19 protein-coding genes are annotated in these 18,312 nt (G+C 68.9%); 12 read left to right on the top strand and 7 right to left on the bottom strand.

Annotated elements, in window-relative coordinates; translation table 11 throughout:
• Positions 1-36 precede the first annotated feature (36 nt).
• Entirely contained in the window at positions 37-651 is a 615-nt protein-coding gene (locus ACFTWF_RS07930) for a helix-turn-helix domain-containing protein (protein WP_378460705.1), read from the bottom strand.
• A gap of 94 nt (positions 652-745) precedes the next feature.
• Between ACFTWF_RS07930 and ACFTWF_RS07925 the strand changes: the two genes are divergently transcribed.
• Positions 746-1,702 (top strand): NAD(P)/FAD-dependent oxidoreductase, encoded by a 957-nt coding sequence (locus tag ACFTWF_RS07925; RefSeq protein WP_378460704.1) that lies wholly within the window; start codon positions 746-748, stop codon positions 1,700-1,702.
• Here the strand turns inward: ACFTWF_RS07925 and ACFTWF_RS07920 are convergent.
• Positions 1,692-2,657, bottom strand: coding sequence for a Gfo/Idh/MocA family protein (locus tag ACFTWF_RS07920; RefSeq protein ID WP_378460703.1), 966 nt, complete (start codon positions 2,655-2,657; stop codon positions 1,692-1,694). The genes ACFTWF_RS07925 and ACFTWF_RS07920 overlap by 11 nt on opposite strands.
• Complete coding sequence (locus tag ACFTWF_RS07915) at positions 2,657-3,757, bottom strand: DegT/DnrJ/EryC1/StrS family aminotransferase (protein WP_378460702.1); 1,101 nt, start codon at positions 3,755-3,757, stop codon at positions 2,657-2,659. Before ACFTWF_RS07915 ends, ACFTWF_RS07920 begins: the two co-directional genes overlap by 1 nt.
• Positions 3,758-3,862: 105 nt before the next feature.
• On the opposite strand from ACFTWF_RS07915, the gene ACFTWF_RS07910 reads away from it, so the two are divergent.
• From ACFTWF_RS07910 to ACFTWF_RS07900, 3 genes are all read left to right on the top strand, one after another.
• Positions 3,863-4,579, top strand: coding sequence for a DapH/DapD/GlmU-related protein (locus tag ACFTWF_RS07910; protein ID WP_378460701.1), 717 nt, complete (start codon positions 3,863-3,865; stop codon positions 4,577-4,579).
• A gap of 69 nt (positions 4,580-4,648) precedes the next feature.
• Complete coding sequence (locus ACFTWF_RS07905) at positions 4,649-5,641, top strand: YbhN family protein (RefSeq protein WP_378460700.1); 993 nt, start codon at positions 4,649-4,651, stop codon at positions 5,639-5,641.
• 10 nt (positions 5,642-5,651) lie between these two features.
• A complete protein-coding gene (locus ACFTWF_RS07900; RefSeq protein ID WP_378460699.1) occupies positions 5,652-6,443 on the top strand; it encodes a class I SAM-dependent methyltransferase in 792 nt (263 codons plus the stop codon).
• Here ACFTWF_RS07900 and rfbB read toward each other — a convergent pair.
• Positions 6,433-7,437, bottom strand: coding sequence for a dTDP-glucose 4,6-dehydratase (gene rfbB / locus ACFTWF_RS07895; RefSeq protein ID WP_378460698.1), 1,005 nt, complete (start codon positions 7,435-7,437; stop codon positions 6,433-6,435). The genes ACFTWF_RS07900 and rfbB overlap by 11 nt on opposite strands.
• A 63-nt stretch (positions 7,438-7,500) precedes the next feature.
• Between rfbB and rfbA the strand changes: the two genes are divergently transcribed.
• The 5 genes from rfbA to ACFTWF_RS07870 all read left to right on the top strand — a co-directional run bounded on the left by rfbA (position 7,501) and on the right by ACFTWF_RS07870 (position 11,390).
• Positions 7,501-8,376, top strand: coding sequence for a glucose-1-phosphate thymidylyltransferase RfbA (gene rfbA, locus ACFTWF_RS07890; protein ID WP_378460697.1), 876 nt, complete (start codon positions 7,501-7,503; stop codon positions 8,374-8,376).
• A gap of 1 nt (position 8,377) precedes the next feature.
• Entirely contained in the window at positions 8,378-8,959 is a 582-nt protein-coding gene (locus ACFTWF_RS07885) for a dTDP-4-dehydrorhamnose 3,5-epimerase family protein (protein WP_378460696.1), read from the top strand.
• Positions 8,960-9,034: 75 nt separating this feature from the next.
• Entirely contained in the window at positions 9,035-9,844 is an 810-nt protein-coding gene (locus ACFTWF_RS07880) for an enoyl-CoA hydratase (RefSeq protein ID WP_378460695.1), read from the top strand.
• 16 nt (positions 9,845-9,860) lie between these two features.
• Positions 9,861-10,268, top strand: a complete 408-nt coding sequence (locus ACFTWF_RS07875) for a TIGR03618 family F420-dependent PPOX class oxidoreductase (protein WP_378460694.1) — start codon at positions 9,861-9,863, stop codon at positions 10,266-10,268.
• A gap of 30 nt (positions 10,269-10,298) precedes the next feature.
• Positions 10,299-11,390, top strand: coding sequence for a S1C family serine protease (locus ACFTWF_RS07870; RefSeq protein WP_378460693.1), 1,092 nt, complete (start codon positions 10,299-10,301; stop codon positions 11,388-11,390).
• A 4-nt stretch (positions 11,391-11,394) separates the two neighbouring features.
• Here the strand turns inward: ACFTWF_RS07870 and ACFTWF_RS07865 are convergent, their stop codons facing one another.
• From ACFTWF_RS07865 to ACFTWF_RS07855, 3 genes are all read right to left on the bottom strand, one after another.
• Entirely contained in the window at positions 11,395-12,432 is a 1,038-nt protein-coding gene (locus ACFTWF_RS07865; RefSeq protein WP_378460692.1) for an alpha/beta hydrolase, read from the bottom strand.
• A gap of 145 nt (positions 12,433-12,577) precedes the next feature.
• Complete coding sequence (locus ACFTWF_RS07860) at positions 12,578-13,465, bottom strand: PIN domain-containing protein (protein WP_378460691.1); 888 nt, start codon at positions 13,463-13,465, stop codon at positions 12,578-12,580.
• Between the two features lie 123 nt (positions 13,466-13,588).
• Positions 13,589-14,065 (bottom strand): GtrA family protein, encoded by a 477-nt coding sequence (locus tag ACFTWF_RS07855; RefSeq protein ID WP_378460690.1) that lies wholly within the window; start codon positions 14,063-14,065, stop codon positions 13,589-13,591.
• An 80-nt stretch (positions 14,066-14,145) separates the two neighbouring features.
• Here ACFTWF_RS07855 and ACFTWF_RS07850 point away from each other — a divergent pair, with 80 nt between their 5' ends.
• The 3 genes from ACFTWF_RS07850 to ACFTWF_RS07840 are packed head-to-tail and all read left to right on the top strand — an operon-like array spanning position 14,146 to position 18,244.
• Positions 14,146-15,579 carry an FAD-binding protein gene (locus ACFTWF_RS07850; RefSeq protein ID WP_378460689.1) on the top strand — a complete coding sequence of 478 codons (1,434 nt, stop codon included), beginning with the start codon at positions 14,146-14,148 and terminating at the stop codon, positions 15,577-15,579.
• Complete coding sequence (locus ACFTWF_RS07845) at positions 15,579-16,340, top strand: decaprenylphospho-beta-D-erythro-pentofuranosid-2-ulose 2-reductase (protein WP_378460688.1); 762 nt, start codon at positions 15,579-15,581, stop codon at positions 16,338-16,340. The genes ACFTWF_RS07850 and ACFTWF_RS07845 overlap by 1 nt, the downstream gene beginning before the upstream one ends.
• 11 nt (positions 16,341-16,351) lie before the next feature.
• Complete coding sequence (locus tag ACFTWF_RS07840) at positions 16,352-18,244, top strand: galactan 5-O-arabinofuranosyltransferase (RefSeq protein WP_378460687.1); 1,893 nt, start codon at positions 16,352-16,354, stop codon at positions 18,242-18,244.
• Positions 18,245-18,312 lie beyond the last annotated feature (68 nt).

Raw genomic sequence — 18,312 nt, 5'->3', positions numbered from 1 at the left:
CCTCGGAGGAGCGCTGGTCACCGGTCCGCACGAATTCTACCGACGGTGGTCGCCGGCCGCCGCTGCCCGAGGAACGGTGCGCACGTGCGCCCGCTCACCCTGGGGCCCGAACAGGCTGAGGATCTCGACCGGCTGCGATCCGGGGTTGCCGAACCAGTGCGGGACGTGGGTGTCGAACTCGGCGACCTCACCCGCGGTCAGGATCACGTCGTGCTCGCCGAGCAGCAGCCGCAACCGGCCGGACAGCACGTACAGCCATTCGTACCCCTCGTGAACCTGCAGTTGCGGTTCGACGTTCGGGTCGCCCGGCGGGATCACGTGCTTGAACGCCTGGATCCCGCCCGGTCTGCGGGTGAGCGGGATGATGGTCGTCCCGTTGCGCTCGAGGGGTCGCAGGTGTACGCGTGGGTCGCCGGTGGCGGGCGCGTCGACGAGTTCGTCGAGGGGCAACTGGTGGGCGCGGGCCAGCAGCAGCATCAGTTCGAGCGTGGGCTTGCGCTGACCGGATTCGAGCCGCGACAGGGTGCTCACCGAGATCCCGGTGGATTCGGAGAGCTGGGCGAGTGTCGCGCCGCGTTGCTGGCGGAGCGCTTTGAGCCGCGGTCCCACGGCATCGAGGACGCCGTCGAGATCGGGTACGTCATCGTTCACACCCCCATATTGCCACAGCAGCAAATGCACTTGCCAGATTTGCGGGATGGGACGGACAGTGTCACCACGAGGTCGACGAACGAAGGAGAACGCGATGGAAGACAAATATGACGTGGTGGTCGTCGGTGGCGGCGCGGCCGGGCTCAGCGGGGCACTGGCACTGTCCCGGGCCCGCCGCTCGGTGCTCGTGATCGATGCGGGCGAACCACGCAACGCACCGGCCGGGCACATCCACAACTATCTGGGCCGCGAGGGCACCCCGCCCGGCGAACTGCTGGCCGCCGGACGCGCGGAGGTCGCCGGGTACGGCGGGGAGATCGTCACCGACATCGTCACGTCGGCCGACAAGACCGGCGACGGGGACTTCCGGGTGACGCTCGCCGACGGCCGGACCGTCGGGGCGCGGCGACTGCTCGTGACCACCGGCCTCGTCGACGTCCTCCCCGACGTTCCGGGGGTGGCCGAGCGGTGGGGTCGCGACGTTCTGCACTGCCCGTACTGCCACGGCTGGGAGGTGCGCGACCAGCCGATCGGCGTCCTGGCGGGCAGCCCGCTGGCGGTGCACCAGGCGCTGATGTGGCGGCAGTGGACCGGGAACGTGACGCTGTTCCTCAACGACGCGAACGAGCCCACCGGCGAGGAGTACGAGCAACTCGCCGCACGGGGTGTCGCCGTGATCGACGGCGCGGTCGCGGGACTCGACGTCCGGGACGACCGGCTGACGGGCGTCCGGCTGCACACGGGCCAGGTGTTCCCCCTCGCCGCCGTGGTGGTTCCCCCGCTGTTCCGGGCGCGCGCCGGCTTCCTCGACAGCCTCGGTCTGGCCACCACCGAGATGGAAATGGGCGGGCACGTGATCGGCACGGCCGTCGCCGCCGATCAGACGGGCGCCACCGCGGTGCCGGGGGTGTGGGTCGCCGGCAACGTCGCCGACCCGAAGGCGCAGGTGATCGTCGCCGCCGGAGCCGGTCTGAACGCCGCCGCGGCCCTCAACGCCGACCTCATCGCGGAAGACACCCGGCTGGCGGTCGCCGGAGCGCTCAGCCGGTAGCCGACACGGTCGCCTCGTGGACCACGCGATGGGCGGGCAGGATCGAGTCGCGTTCCGCGTCGGCGTCCCCCTCGCCGCCGATCAGTCCGATGTAATGGGCGAGCTGGGCGGCGAGGGGTTCCTCGCTGTAGCGGAGGGTGGGGATCTCGATCACCGTCTGCTGCTTGTAGCCGTCCCGGTCGGGGGGCAGGTCGTCGTCGATGTGCTTGTGGATGGTGATGTCGCGGCGCAGGAGGTCGATCTCGATCAGGCGGTCCGGCTCCAGCAACGACAGCTGCCGGACCTTCCGGTGGCTCACCCGGCTGGCCGAGATGGTGGCCACCGCACCGGATTCGAAACGCAGCACGGCCTCCGCGCAGTCCTCGGCCTCGTTGCGGCGCGAACTGTCGTGGAAGTAGCCGAATTCGGCCTTCACCCCGACGGGCGGCGATCCGACGAATCCGATCGCGAGGTCGACGTCGTGGATCAGCAGGTCGGTCGCGACGCCGGTGGGGATGCGGGAGACGAACGGCGAGTGCCGGATTCCGTTGACCTGCCACACGTCGCCGGCGAACTCGCGGGCCGTGCGGACCGCCGGGTTGAACCGTTCGAGCAGGCCGCACATCAGCGGCACCCCCGTCGCGGCGGCGCGTTTGACCAGATCGGTGCTCTCGTCGTACGTTGCGGCGAGCGGCTTTTCGACGAGCAGCGGCTTGCCGAGGTCGAGGACGCGGCCCGCCAATTCGTAGTGGGCTGGTGTCGCCGCCGCGACGACCACGGCGTCGATGCCGTCCAGGTCGTCGAAATCCGGAGCCCAGCCGGTGTCGAACCGCGCGGCGACCTCCCGGCCGTGTTCCGCACGCGGTTCCACGAGCAGGGCCAGTTCGCACAGCGGCGACTGCGCGAGGACGCGGGCGTGCAGCGAACCCATCTTGCCGGATCCGATCAGCGCGATCCGCGGTCGCGTCGCCGTCATCACATCTCCATCGCCTCGCGGACCGCGGCGACGATCCGGTCGACCTCGTCCGTGGAGAGCGCGGCGTGGACGGGGATGCTGAGGCACCGGCGGGCAACGGAAGTCGCGACCGGCGTGGGCGATGTGATCACCCGGGGGTGCTCGCGGTAGCAGTCGTAGTCGTAGACGGTTCGCGGGTAGTAGACGCCGCTGCCGACTCCCCGCTCGCCCAGTCGCTGCGCGAGGGTGTCGCGGTCGATCGGCGCGTCGGGCGCGAGGATCACGGTGAACTGGTGCCACACGTGCCCACGACCCGCGAGTTCGGCGGGCAGCACGAGTCCTTCGACGTCCTTCAGTCCGGTCCGCAGGGCCTCGGCGTTGCGCCGGCGCGACTCCACCTGCTGCAGATAGGAACCCAGTTGCGGCAACCCGAGACTGGCCTGCAGGTCGGTCATCCGGAAGTTCTGGCCCGCCATCTCGTACTCGTACCGGCGACGCATGCCCTGGTTGCGCAGCACCCGCAACCGGTCGGCCACCGCGTCGTCGTCGGTGGTGATCATGCCGCCCTCGGCGGTGGTGAGATTCTTCGTGGCGTAGAAGGAGAAGCAGCCGAGCCCGAGACTGCCCGCGCCCTTGCCGTCGAACGTGGCGCCGTGCGCCTGGGCGGCGTCCTCGACCACGGCGAGTCCCCGGGACTCGGCCAACGGCATCAGCGCGCCCATGTCGGCGGTCTGCCCGTACAGGTGCACCGGCATCAGCACCCGGGTGCGGTCGTTGACGCTCTGCGCCACGACGTCGGGGTCGAGCGCGAAATCGGACTCCCCGATGTCGGCGAACCGCGCGGTCGCGCCGGCGTCGAGAATCGCGTTGAGCGTGGCCACGAACGTGAACGGGGTGGTGAGCACCTCGTCGCCGGGCTCGAGATCCAGCACCCGCAGCGCCGCGATCAGTGCGGTGGTGCCGCTGTTGACGGCCACCGCGTGCCGGGTGCCGACGAGGTCGGCGAACCCCTCCTCGAACCTCGCGACCTTCGGCCCCTGGGCGACCATCCCGGATCGCAGGGTGTCGAGAACCTCGCGCTCGACATCCTCTCCGAAGGAGATACTCGAGATCGCGATCACGGTTCCTCCGATAGATTGACGTGCAATTCACACCGTCTTCACAGATTGCAACCCCTTGAAGGTTCCCACGGTCTGCACGGCTCCTGGAAGGAATCGGCAACTTTCATGACCATCGGTGAAAACTGCGAGATCCACCCGACCGTCGTGATAGGCGACGGCGTCACCGTCGGCGCCGGGGTGAGCATCGGCCCGTACGCCGTCCTCACCGGGCCCCTCGACATCGGCGACGACTGCTGGATCGGTGCCCACGTCACGCTCGGGGCGCCGCCGGAGTGGATCGGCAAGGTGCACCCCCGCACGTGGACGGAGGTGAGCCCGCATCGGGGGGTCGTGATCGGCGCGGGCACCGTGATCCGGGAGATGAGCGCCGTGCAGCAGGGCGCCGAGCGGCCGACGACCGTCGGCCGCGGCGGGTTCGTCATGAACCACACGTCCGTCGAGCACGACGTGCAGGTCGGCGAGAACTGCGTCCTCTCGCCGTCCTGCACCCTCGGCGGTCACGTGACCCTCGGCGACGGTGTCAACATCGGCATGAGCGCCGTCGTGCATCAGCGCCGGGTGATCGGTGCGCGCGCGATGGTCGGCATGGGATCGGTCGTCGCCAAGGACATTCCGCCGTTCGCCACGGTGTTCGGCAACCCCGCCGCCCTGCGCGGCACCAACCGGGTGGGCATGGACCGCGCCGGAATTGCCGAACAGGACATCGCCACCGTCGAGGCCCTGTACGCGTCGGGGCGACTCGACACCGCGGAACTCCCCCGTTCGCTCGCCGACGCGTTCGCCTGGTGGCGGGAACTGGCGGTGAAACCGCTCGTTTCCTGATCCGGCGGGCTCCGATTGCTATCGTCGGAACCGAACGCTGCACTGCCGCAGCGCACTGCCTGTGAGGGGGTGGTTCTCGTGGACGCCGATCCCGAGATCGTCCCGGACCGCGGCGGTCGCGCCGTCCTGATGACCGCGCTGCGGATTCTCGTCACCCTCGCGATCGTCGTGGCCATCGCGTTCGCCGTGAAATCGCAGTGGGCCGAGGTCCGGGACACCATCACCCAACTCGACTGGTGGGCGCTCGCCCTCTCCGCGGTGTTCGTCTTCCTCGGCATGGCCGCCGCGGTCCGTGCGTGGCAGCACGCCCTCGGCGCCCTCGAGCATCCGATTCCCGCGTTCGACGCCGCCCGCTGCTACCTCGTCGGTCAGCTCGGCAAGTACCTTCCGGGCAGTGTGTGGGCGTTCGTCCTGCAGACCGAACTCGTCCGCCGGGCCGGGGTGTCGCGGGCCAACGGGTTCGTCGCCGTCCTCGTCACCGTCGGCCTGAGCATCACATCGGCGCTGGTCGTCGGGCTGCTGGCGCTGCCCGCCCTGTTCCACATCAGCACCGTCGCGGCGGTCGCGGTGATCGCACTGGTCCCCGTCGCGCTCGTCTGCTGCTACCCGCCGGTCCTGACCCGGCTGGTGAACCTGGCCCTGCGGATCCTGCGCCGCGCCCCGCTGCAGCGGCAGCTGACGATGCACAAGATCGGACGGGCCCTCGGCTGGTGCGCCGTCAGCTGGGTCCTCTACGGCGTGCACCTCTGGCTCCTCGCGTCGAGCACTGCGGGATTCTCGGCAGGCACCCTGGTGCAGTGCATCGGCGCGATCGCCCTCGGCATGTGCGCGGGCGTGCTCGTCGTCGTCGCGCCGTCCGGGATCGGGGTGCGGGAGGCCGTCGTCGTCGCCGCGCTGTCCCCGTTCATGGACAGCGGGGTCGCGCTCGGGCTGGCCCTCGCGTCCCGACTGGTGTTCACGCTCTGCGAGGTGCTCGCCGGTTTCGTCGCCGCGATCGCCGGGTCGCGGTCGCTCCGCAACGCACTCGTCCACGAGGATTCGCGGGTACCGCAACCGTCGTGAGGAGACCGCGATGACGGACGCGTGGGAGGTCGATCCCGCCTACGAGGCGTACATCGGTCGCTGGAGCAGGCTGGTCGCGCCGCGGTTCCTGCGGTGGCTGGCACCGGGTCCAGGCGGCGCCTGGTGCGACGTCGGGTGCGGCACCGGCGCTCTCGCCCACACCGTTCTCCGGGCGGCGGATCCGGCCACGGTGGTCGGCGTCGAGCCGTCGGAACGGTTCGCCGCGGCGGCGCTGGCCGCGACGGACGACCCCCGCCTCGACGTTCGGCCGGGCACCGCCGAATCGATCCCCGCCGCGGACAGCGAATTCGACCGGGTGGTCTCCGGGCTGGTCCTCAACTTCGTTCCCCACCCGGTCGAGGGGCTCGCCGAGATGCGCCGGGTGACCCGGGCGGGCGGCACGGTCGCCGGGTACGTGTGGGACTACGCCGACGGGATGCAGATGATCCGCGTGTTCTGGGACGCCGCCCGCGCACTCGACGCCGCGGCCGCCGACCTGGACGAGGGCGTCCGCTTCCCGCTCTGCCGGCCGCAGCCTCTCCGCGACGCGCTGTCCACCGCGGGGCTGGGCCTAGTGGAGGTGCACCCTCTCGACATCCGCACCGTGTTCACCGACTTCGACGACTTCTGGCGGCCGTTTCTGGGCGGCCAGGGACCGGCGCCCGGGTACTGCCTCGCCCTGCCCGCCGGGCGCCGAGCCGAACTCCGCGACCTGCTCGATGCCCGGCTGCGGCGCGACGAGTCGGGCCGCATCGCGCTGACCGCGCGAGCGTGGGCGTTCCGCGGAACCGTCAGCCGATGACGGACTCGGTGGCCGCGTACGCCTTCTCCGCCGACGCCTTCCGCGCCCGCCACCACGACTCGTTGTCGCGGTACCACCGCACGGTCGCCTCGAGGCCGCTGCGGAAATCCTCGTACCGCGGCGTCCAGCCCAGTTCGCTGCGCAGCCGCGTCGAATCGATCGCGTAGCGCAGGTCGTGGCCGGGGCGGTCGGTGACGAAGTCGAGGTCGTTCGTGTCGCGGCCGAACAGTTCGAGCAGCGTTCCGACGACGGTCCGGTTGTCGACCTCGCCGTCCGCACCGATCAGGTACGTCTGGCCGAGAGTCCCCTTCTCCAGGATCGTCCACACGGCGGAGTTGTGATCGTCGACATGGATCCAGTCGCGCACGTTCTTCCCGCTGCCGTACAGGCGGGGGCGAACCCCGTCGATCAGATTGGTGATCTGCCGCGGAATGAACTTCTCGACGTGCTGGTACGGGCCGTAATTGTTGGAACAGTTCGACAGGGTGGCCCGCACCCCGAACGACCGCGCCCACGCCCGCACCAGCAGATCGCTCGACGCCTTGGTCGCCGAATACGGACTCGACGGGTTGTAGGGGGTGGACTCGGTGAAGCGCTCGGGGTCGTCCAGCTCGAGGTCGCCGTACACCTCGTCGGTGGAGATGTGGTGGTAGCGGACGTCGTGGGTGCGGACGGCCTGCAACAGCGAGAACGTGCCGATCACGTTCGTCTGGACGAACGGTGTCGGATCGGCGAGCGAGTTGTCGTTGTGCGATTCCGCGGCGAAGTGGACCACCGCGTCCGCATCCGCGACCAACCGGTCGACCAGCGCGAAATCCGCCACATCGCCGTGCACGAACTCGATGCGGTCGGCCACCGCGTCGAGGGACCGCCGGTTGCCGGCATACGTCAGCGCGTCGAGCACCGTCACCTGCACGTCCGGCCGCTCGGCGACGGTCTGGTGCACGAAGTTCGCACCGATGAACCCGGCGCCGCCGGTCACGAGAAGCCTCATGTGCACCCACCCTAGTGTCGAGCCCGAGTTTCTATCCGACGCGAACACTGGAACACTGCGCACATGCGCGGAATCATCCTGGCAGGGGGCACGGGGTCCCGGTTGCACCCGATCACTCTCGGAGTGAGCAAGCAACTGGTCCCGGTCTACGACAAGCCGATGATCTACTACCCGCTCTCCACCCTGATGCTGGCCAACATCCGGGACATCCTCGTCATCACGACCCCGCACGACGCCGAGCAGTTCCGCCGGCTTCTCGGCGACGGCTCCCAGTTCGGGGTGAACCTCACGTACAAGGTGCAGGCGGAACCGAACGGCCTCGCGCAGGCGTTCGTCCTCGGCGCCGATCACATCGGCACCGAGGCCGTGTCCCTGGTGCTCGGCGACAACATCTTCTACGGCCCCGGTCTCGGTTCCCGCCTGAACCGGTTCGAGAACATCGACGGCGGCGCCGTGTTCGCCTACTGGGTGTCCGATCCCAGCTCCTACGGTGTGGTCGAATTCGACGACCGGGGCAGGGCTATCTCGATCGAGGAGAAACCCGCCACCCCGAAGTCGAACTTCTCGATCCCCGGGCTCTACTTCTACGACAACGACGTCGTGTCGATCGCGCGCGACCTGAAGCCCTCCGACCGCGGCGAATACGAGATCACCGACGTCAACCAGGCGTACCTGCAGGCCGGACGGCTGCAGGTCGAGGTGCTGCCCCGCGGAACCGCCTGGCTCGACACGGGCACCGTCGACTCGCTGCTCGAGGCGGCGAACTTCGTGCGCACCCTCGAGCACCGGCAGGGCCTGAAGATCGGCGTCCCCGAGGAGGTCGCGTGGCGCCGCGGGTTCATCACCGACGACGAATTGTCCGCCCGCGCCGACACTCTCGGCAAGTCGGGGTACGGCGACTATCTCCTCGAACTTCTCGAGCGCGGCAAGGACTGGTGACGTGGAATATTGCGAACTGAAGGTCCCGGGCGCCTGGGAGATCACCCCGCGACAGTTCGGCGACGACCGCGGCGTGTTCCTCGAATGGTTCAAGGGCTCGGAGTTCGAGGCCGCCGTCGGGCACCCTCTCGAACTCGCGCAGGCCAACTGCTCGGTGTCCGCCGCCGGTGTGCTGCGCGGCATCCACTACACCGACAACCCGCCCGGGCAGGCGAAATACGTCACCTGCGTCAAGGGCGCGTTCCTGGACGTCATCGTCGACCTGCGGGTCGGGTCGCCGATGTTCGGGCAGTGGGATTCGGTGCTCATCGACGACGTCGACCGCCGCGCCGTGTACCTGCCTGCCGGAGTCGGTCACGCGATCCTGTCCCTCGAGGACGCGTCCACGGTGATGTACCTGTGCTCGATCGAATACACCCCGGCGCTCGACCACGACCTCCATCCGCTCGATCCCGATTTGGGAATCGACTGGCCCACGACCGGCCGGGACGGCAGCCCGCTCACGTTCCAGCTGTCCGAGAAGGATTCGGCCGCGCCGTCGCTGCAGCAGGCCATCGACGCCGGAGCGCTCCCCCCCATGTGAGTGTTTTCGTGTGCCCGGGTACACGAAAACACTCACATGGGGGTAGGTCACGAGAACGTGTTCTAGTATCGAGACGTGACCTTCGTCGTCGTCGACCACCCCCGGCCGGGTATCGCCCTGGTAACGCTCAACCGCCCGGAACGCATGAACGCGATGGCGTTCGACGTGATGATCCCGTTCCGCGACGCGCTCGAGGAGATCAGCAACGACAACTCGGTGCGGGCGGTCGTGATCACCGGGGCAGGCCGCGGCTTCTGCTCCGGCGCCGACCGACGGTCCGCGGGCACGCTCCCCCACGTCGACGGACTCACCCCGCCGACCGTCGCCCTGCGCGCCATGGAGATGCTCGACAACGTGGTGCTGTCGCTGCGCCGGATGCATCAACCGGTGATCAGCGCGGTCAACGGCGCCGCCATCGGCGGCGGACTGTGCCTGGCACTCGCCTCCGACATCCGGATCGCGGCGGACGACGCCTACTTCCGCGCGGTGGGCATCAACAACGGACTGACCGCCAGTGAGCTGGGCCTGAGCTACCTGCTGCCGCGGGCGATCGGTTCGTCCCGGGCGTTCGAGATCATGCTGTCCGGGCGGGACGTCCACGCCGACGAGGCCGAGCGGATCGGACTCGTGTCGCGGTGCGTGCCCGGCGAGGACCTGCTGGACGAATGCTTCGACCTCGCCGAACGCATGTCGCGGTTCTCCCGGCCGGGCCTGGAGTTGACGAAGCGGACCCTGTGGTCCGGGCTCGACGCCGCCTCACTCGAGGCCCACATCCATCAGGAGGGTCTCGGACAGCTGCTGGTGCGGCTGCTCACCGACAATTTCGAGGAGGCCACCGCCGCGCGGAAGGACAAGCGCGAACCGCAGTTCCGGGACCGACGCTAGGGAGTATCTTTCGGACATGTCGAAGCCACCTCTGACACCGAAGGCCGCCGAGATGTTCGCTCGGCCCAATTACGCCACCATCGCCTGCGTCCGACCCGACGGGCAGCCCGTGTCCGTGGCCACCTGGTATCTGTACGAGGACGGCAGGGTGCTGGTCAACATGGACGCCGAGCGCAAGCGCCTGGACTACCTGCGGAACGATCCCCGGGTCAGCCTCACCGCGATGGATCCCGCCGACTGGATCACCCACGTCAGCGTCCAGGGCCGGGTGACGGAGTTCGTCGACGACGAAGATCTCGCCGACATCGACCGCCTCGCGGCGCATTACGGCGGTGACCCCTACCCCGTGCGCGACCGGAAAAGGATCAGCGCGTGGATCGAGATCGACACGTGGCACGGCTGGGGGTCGCTGAAACAGTCCTGACCGAATCCGCGCCGACGACGACACCCGGACATGACGACGCCCCGCGCCGCAGCGGTCCTCGCCGTGGCCGCGGCGGTGATCGGCAGTCTGCTGCTGAGCGCAGCGCCGGTCCGTGAGGCGGGACCGCCCGCGGTGACGGTGGCCCAGCCCGCCGCACCGCCCCCACCGCCCCCACCGCCCCCACCGCCGGTCGTTCTCACCCCGGAGGAGGTCGAGGCCCGGGTGATCCCGGCGATCGTCACCCTCGTCTCGGATTCGGGTCTCGCCCAGACCGCGGGAACGGGGATCGTGCTCACCCCCGACGGCGTCGTCCTCACCAACCATCACGTGATCGACGGCGCCCTCGACATCAGCGCGGTGAGCCTCGGCAACGGCGCCGAGTACGACGCGGACGTCCTCGGTTACGACAGTTCCCGCGACATCGCCGTACTCCGGTTGCAGGGGGCCGCCGACCTTCCCGCGGCGACCCTCGCGAAAGACGGGACCGCCGGGGTCGGAGACCCGGTGACCGCGGTGGGCAACGCGGAGGGTGGCGGAGTCCCGGTGGCGGCCCGGGGTTTCGTGACCGATCTCGGGCAGACGATCACCGCCCGCAGTTCCACCGACGGTTCCCGGAACCGGCTGAACGGGTTGATCCAGGTGGACGCGGCGGTCCGCCCCGGCGATTCCGGTGGCCCCCTCGTCGATGCCGCGGCCGCGGTGATCGGCGTCAACACCGCGGGCAACGCCGACTCCGACCCGTCGAAACCCGCTCCTGCACAACCGCGGTCGTACGCGGTCCCCATCGACACCGCCATGGCGGTCGTCGATCAGGTGCGCGCCGGACGAACGTCCGCGACCGTGCACATCGGCGACACCGCCCTGCTCGGCCTCAGCGTCACCGACGACGACCGCGGCGCGGAGGTGTTGTGGGTGAGCATCGGCACCCCCGCCGACGAGGCCGGCATCGACATCGGCGACGTGGTCACCGAATTCGACGGAACCGCCGTCCGGTCGTCGGCCGATCTCAGCGAACAGATGATCGCGCGGCACCCCGGCGACGCGGTCGCGCTGCGCTGGTTCGACGACAGCGGACAGCAGCGCACGGCGACGATCGTGCTCGACAAGGGACCGCCACGGTAGGGCGTCAGGCCGACTTGTCCCGGGCCACACCGTCGTCGGGTCGCACCCGCGTCGCCACGAAACGGGCGATACGGCGCAGCACCACTCGGCTTTCCGGCAGACCCGGCCACAGCGCCGGGAACGCATGCACCTGACCGTCCCAGATCTGCAACGTCGTCGGCACACCCGCAGCGCTCAGCCGATGGGCCATCAACTCCGAATCCGATCGCAGCACCTCACCTTCCGCGGCGATCAGCAACGACGGCGACAGACCCTCGAGGACGCCGTTCACCGGTGACAGCGCCGGGTCGAGCACACCGTCCACCTCACCACCGAGCCTGCCGATGGTGACGAGCGCCTCCACGGGGGCGAAGACGTCGCGGGCGGCGTTGGCGTGCACCAGTTTGTCGGCGCAATCCAGGTCCAGCAGTGGCGACAGTCCGACCAGACCCGCCGGCAGGTCGACACCTTCCTCCCGCGCCTTCAACGCCGTCGCGAACACGAGGAATCCGCCCGCGGAATCACCGGCGAACACCGTCCCGCCCGCGCGGGCCCCGTTCTCCACCAACCACTTGTACGCCGTCAGACAGTCGTCGACCGAACCGCTGATGTTCGTGTCTGGCAGTTGGCGGTAGCCCACGTGCATCACCGGCAATTGGGTCAGTTTCGCGATCGTCGCGACCACCGGCCGGTGCGTGTTCAGTCCGCAGCACAGGAATCCGCCGCCGTGCAGATAGAGAACGACGCCGTCCCCCAGATCCGGTGACACCCCCGGTGCGCGCACTATCTCCGCGTCGAATCCCGGCAGCCGGACCTTCTGTCGGCGAATACCGGAGGCGGGACGAAATCCCGCCGCCAGGTCCAGCAGCGCCGCCCGGCGGATGGCCGACTCGTTGAGCGGCGCCATCCGCACGACGGGCCGGAGGAACCACCTGCACGCCTGGTAGAGAACCTGGGATTCGATGCTCGGGCCCGCGAGCCGTGCCCCGGAACGGTATTGGACAGTCGGATTGCCGGTCCGCTGCTGCGCAGCCGGATTGCGGTCGTTCGGCACAGATTTCATGCCTTCTCCCCTGGTCGCCGATACCCGTCGCCGTTGACGGATACGTAACTTCAACCTTGGAGTACCCGCTGCGGTCGTGTGTCACTCATGGGCTCATCGGCTCCAAGTCGTTATGACGACTGCCCGAATCGTTATCGGCGTCGGCTCACCCGAAATCGAGGTCGTCGAGCTCCTCGACCACCGTGACCTTCCGCTTGCGGCCCCCCATCATCCGGCCGAGACCGCGGCGTCCGCCCGTGTCCGCATTGGCCGACGGCAGGATGCGCTGCGGCGCCACCCGGGGCTTCGCCACGTGCACGGAAGGCGGCGACGCGGCCGGGGGTTCCACGGGGTCGGGAGCCGCGACGGGTGCGCGGGGCGGAAGTGGGGCCGGCATGGCGCGTACCGGCCGCGGGGCGACGGACCGGACGGTCCGGTCGAGGCGGGGACCGACCGATTCCCCCAGCTCGACGTCGTCGAGGTCGACGACCCAGCGCACCCGGTGCCCCAGCCCCCGCTCCTGCAGCTCGGCCCAGATCTCGTCGTGCCACGCCGAGGGCTCGCCGCTACCGAACGCCCGCGAGTTGGCGCTGACCCACACCACGTCCTCGGACGGGCGGCGGTCGGCGATGTCGAGGACCGTCAGCCAGTTCACGGTGGCGAGGTAGCCGTGCCTCTTCCTGCCCACGTAGGGGCGTCGGCGCTGCAATTCGCGCCCGGCGACCTCGAGGTGGGAGGCATGCGCCGGTTCGATCACGTCGCAGCCCATCGCCTCCAGCTGCCGGGCCAGCGAATCGACGTACCCGTCGGCCTTGGCCCGCGCGGCGTCGACGAACACCGACAGGTCGTCGCGGAGACCGAGCCGGTCGTACATTCGCGCCTGCACCGTGAGGGCGTCGATCATCGCGACCGATTCCCGTTGGTACCGGTGTGCGACCTCGACGAGGACGAGGCGGGGGATCAGCACCCGGCTGCCCCGGTCCAGTGCGTCGCGGACGAACGTCTCGAAGCGCGCGTCCCTGGAGACGGCCGAGGTGTCGAGAACAATCAGCATTGATCGATTCTCACCGAACGCGCCTGCCGCGCCAGAGAAGTTGCTGAGTCGTTACCGAAACACCGCCGTCGGGCGTATCGCACCACCGGCCGCGGCGTTGCCGCGCGGTTGCCTAGGGCCGCCTCAGTGGATCTTGAAGATCACCGCGCGCTGCACGACGAAGTTGATGACCGTCGCCGTGCCCTGCGCGATGACGAACGCGAGCGGCAGACGCCACCATGTGTCGGGGAATGCGTGGTACATCACCCAGTTGAGGCCCACCTGGACCGCGAACGTGACCGCGTAGAGGATCACGACGGCGACGAAGCGGGCCCGGCTCGGTTCGGCCCTGAACGTCCACCGGCGGTTGATCAGATAGGCGGTGGTGGTGCCCGCGATGAAACTGATCGACTTCGCCACGTTCACGGGCAGGCCGACCACCTCGAACAGCAGGAAGTACAGGCCGAAGTCGACGATCGCGGACAGTCCACCGGTCAGGACGAAACGGACGATCTGCGTCTTCAGGTCCAGGGCGTCGTCCGCGATGTTCTCGGTGACGGGGATCTCGACGGGGAGCGGAACGTGAGGTTCGTGCTCGTGACTCGGCTGGGTATCAGACACGACGACGAGGCTAGCGCCCTGTGAGTACTTCTTAACCGCCCGCGGTTAAGAAGTACTCACAGGCGGTAGCCTCTACGTCGATGTCCACGACAGCAGAAGAGCAGCCCACCCAGGCGCTCCCCACACAGACCCGCACCCTCACCGGCTGGGGACGCACCGCGCCCACCACCGCGCAGGTGCTGTCCACTCCCGACGTGGAAGTGATCGCGCGTGCGGTCGCCCAGGTCGCGGAGCAGAACGAGTCGAAGCCCTCTCACCTGCAGCGCGGGGTGATTGCCCGCGGCCTCGGCCGCTCCTACGGCGACCCGGCGCAGAACGCCGGTGGCCTGGTCGTCGACATGAATGCGCTGAGCAAGATCCACCGCATCGACCGCGACACCCACCTCGTGGAGGTCGACGCCGGCGTCAACCTGGACCAGCTGATGAAGGCGGCCCTGCCGTTCGGACTGTGGGTCCCGGTGCTGCCGGGCACACGGCAGGTCACCATCGGCGGCGCCATCGGCTCCGACATCCACGGCAAGAACCATCACAGTGCCGGCAGCTTCGGCAACCACGTCGTCTCGCTGGACCTGCTCACCGCGGACGGCAAGGTGCGGACGCTGACGCCGAAGGGCGGCCGCAACGACCCCAAGGGCGCACTGTTCTGGGCGACGATCGGCGGCATGGGGCTGACGGGCATCATCCTCAAGGCCACGATCAAGATGACGCCGACCGAGACGGCGTACTTCATCGCCGACGGCGACGTCACGGGCAGCCTCGACGAGACGATCGCGTTCCACAGCGACGGCTCCGAGGCGAACTACGAGTACTCGAGCGCCTGGTTCGACGCCATCGCCGCACCGCCGAAGCTGGGCCGTGCCGCGATCTCCCGTGGATCGCTGGCCAAGCTCGACCAGTTGCCGCCCAAGCTGCAGAAGAACCCGCTGGCGTTCGACGCGCCGCAGCTGCTGACGTTCCCGGACGTCTTCCCGAACGGCCTGGCCAACAAGTACACGTTCGGTCCGATCGGTGAACTCTGGTACCGCAAGTCCGGCACGTACCGCGACAAGGTCCAGAACTTGACGCAGTTCTACCACCCGCTCGACATGTTCGGGGAGTGGAACCGCGCCTACGGCTCGAACGGCTTCCTGCAGTACCAGTTCGTGGTGCCGACGAACGCCGTCGACGAGTTCAAGGCCATCATCCGCGACATCCAGAAGTCGGGGCACTACTCGTTCCTCAACGTGTTCAAGCTGTTCGGCGAGGGCAACCAGGCGCCGCTGAGCTTCCCGATCCCGGGCTGGAACGTGTGCGTCGACTTCCCGATCAAGGCCGGCCTGAACGAGTTCGTCACCGAACTCGACCAGCGGGTGCTGAAGTTCGGCGGCCGCCTCTACACGGCCAAGGATTCGCGGACCACCGCCGAGACGTTCCACGCGATGTACCCGCGGATCGACGAGTGGATCGCCACCCGCCGCAAGTACGACCCCACCAATGTCTTCGCCTCCGATATGTCCAGAAGGTTGGAACTCTAGTGATCAACGCTGTCGGGAACCCCCAGACCCTCCTGCTGCTCGGTGGCACCTCCGAGATCGGTCTCGCCATCTGCGAGGAGTACCTGAAGAAGGCGCCGATGCGGGTGATCCTCGCCGCGCTGCCCGGCGACCCGGGCCGGGACGCCGCAGTCGCACAGCTGAAGTCGGCCGGCGCCGGCGCCGTCGACGTCATCGACTTCGACGCCGTCGACACCGAGAGCCACCCGAAGGTCATCGACGACGCCTGGGCGAAGGGCGACGTCGATGTCGCGATCGTCGCGTTCGGTCTCCTCGGCGACGCCGAAGAACTGTGGCAGAACCAGCGCAAGGCCGTCCAGATCGCCGAGGTCAACTACACGGCCGCGGTGTCGGTCGGGGTACTGGTGGGCGAGAAGATGAAGGCGCAGGGCTATGGCCAGATCATCGCCATGTCGTCCGCCGCCGGCGAGCGCGTCCGCCGCTCCAATTTCGTGTACGGCTCCACCAAGGCCGGCCTCGACGGCTTCTACCTCGGACTCGGTGAGGCGCTGCGTGAGTTCGGCCCGCGCGTCCTCGTCATCCGTCCCGGCCAGGTCCGCACCCGGATGTCCGCGGACGTGAAGGAAGCCCCGCTCACCGTGAACAAGGAGGACGTGGCCAAGCTCGCGGTCACCTCCGCGGAGAAGGGCAAGGACCTCGTCTGGGCGCCCGGCGCGTTCCGGTACGTGATGATGATCCTGCGCCACATCCCGCGACCGATCTTCAAGAAGCTGCCCATCTAAGCTTCCCCCTCGTGACGGAAGCAGACGTAGCACCGGCCCGACGGTCCCTGTCGACAGCTGTCGAAATGCTGCTGGGGGCCGTCGTGGCCGCGGTGGTGGCGGCGGTCGGGCTGTTCGCGTTCGCGCGCGTGCAGTGGCCGGCGTTCAACTCGTCCAACGTGACCCAGGCCGTCACGACGGTCGGGCAGGTGGCGGCCATCGCGGGTATCGCGGTGTCCGTCCTGCTCGTCGGACTGCACCGGGCCCCGCGGTTCGCCCGGCTGCTGTCGTGGGCGAGCCTGTCCGGGTTCGTGACCGTCACCCTGGGCCTGCCCCTCGCCGCGACCAAGCTCTACCTGCACGGCGTCTCCGTCGACCAGGAATTCCGCACCGAATACCTCACGCGGCTGACCGACTCGGCGGCGCTGCACGACATGACGTACGCCGACCTGCCGCCCTACTACCCGGCGGGCTGGTTCTGGGTGGGCGGCCGCGTCGCGAACCTCCTCGGCATGGACGGCTGGGAAGCGTTCAAGCCGTACGCCATCGGATCGCTCGCCGTCGCGGCAGTCGTCGCACTCGTGCTGTGGAGCAACCTGATCCGGCACGACCTGGCGATCGTCGTGTCCCTCGCGACGTCGGCACTCGTCCTGGCCTACGGATCACCCGAGCCGTACGGCGCCGTCATCACCCTCCTGATCGGACCCGCACTCGTCCTCGCCTGGGGCGGCCTCAACCGGGTGGACGGACGCGGGGGGTGGGGTGCGGTGATCGGCACCGGGCTGTTTCTCGGTCTCGCCGCCACGTTTTACACCCTGTACCTCGGACTCGCCGCCTTCGCGATCACCCTGCTCGCACTGCTGGCCGCGGCCCTGCGGATCCGCCGACAGAAGTCGTGGCGGGCGGCGATCGATCCGCTGGTCCGGCTGATCACGATCGCCGCGGTCTCCGGACTTCTCGCGCTCACCGTCTGGCTGCCGTATCTGCTGACGGTCGTCGGAGGATCACCGGCGGCCTCGGGAACCGCGCTGCACTATCTGCCCGAGGCGGGAGCGCAACTGCCGCTCCCGATGATCCACTTCTCCCTCACCGGCGCACTGTGTCTCCTCGGCACCGTCTGGCTCGTGGCCCGGGCGTCCTCGTCACGACGAGCCCAGGCCCTCGGCGTCGGAGTGGTGGCAATCTACCTGTGGTCGCTGCTGTCGATGGCCGTCACCGTCCTCGGCAGCACTCTTCTCTCGTTCCGGCTCGAACCAGTACTGATCGTCCTGCTCGGCGCGGCGGGTGTCTTCGGATTCGTCGAATTCGCAGGCTGGCTCGTGCTCGCGACCAGCGACAACCCGCGCGTCAAGTGGTCGGTCGTCGTGATCGGCGTGCTGGGCGCGCTGTCGTTCGTCCAGAACATCCCGCAGGTCCTCGACTCCGACATCGCCGTGGCCCACACCGACACCGACGGCAACGGCGAACGCGCCGACCAGCGTCCGCCCGGCGCCGCCGCCCACTACGCGGCAGTCGACGAACTGATCCAGGCCCAGGTCCCCCGCGACCGCGACGACACCGTGGTCCTGACCGCCGACACCACCTTCCTCAGCTTTTACCCCTACCTCGGGTTCCAGGCGCTGACGTCGCATTACTCGAATCCCCTGGCAGACTTCGCCGGACGCGCGCAGACCATCGCCGACTGGAGCGAACTCGAGACCCCCGACCAACTGGTGGCCGCGCTCGACTCCGCGGCATGGCGGGCGCCCGACGCGTTCGTGTTCCGTCAGGGTCCGGACGGGTACACACTGCGCCTCGCCGAGGACGTGTATCCCAACGATCCCAACGTCCGCCGGTACACCGTCACGTTCCCGAAGGAACTGTTCGACGACCCCCGATTCACGGTGTCGGAGACCGGACCGTTCGTGGTCGTCACAAGAAACTGATCGTTCTGTTCACGTTTACTTCGCCGTGCCCGCGGGAACACCGCACCCAATCAGGGCGGCGGGTATTT

Source organism: Rhodococcus sp. NPDC056960 (assembly GCF_042674125.1).
GTDB lineage: Bacteria > Actinomycetota > Actinomycetes > Mycobacteriales > Mycobacteriaceae > Rhodococcus_F.
This window is presented reverse-complemented; position numbering and strand designations above follow the sequence as displayed.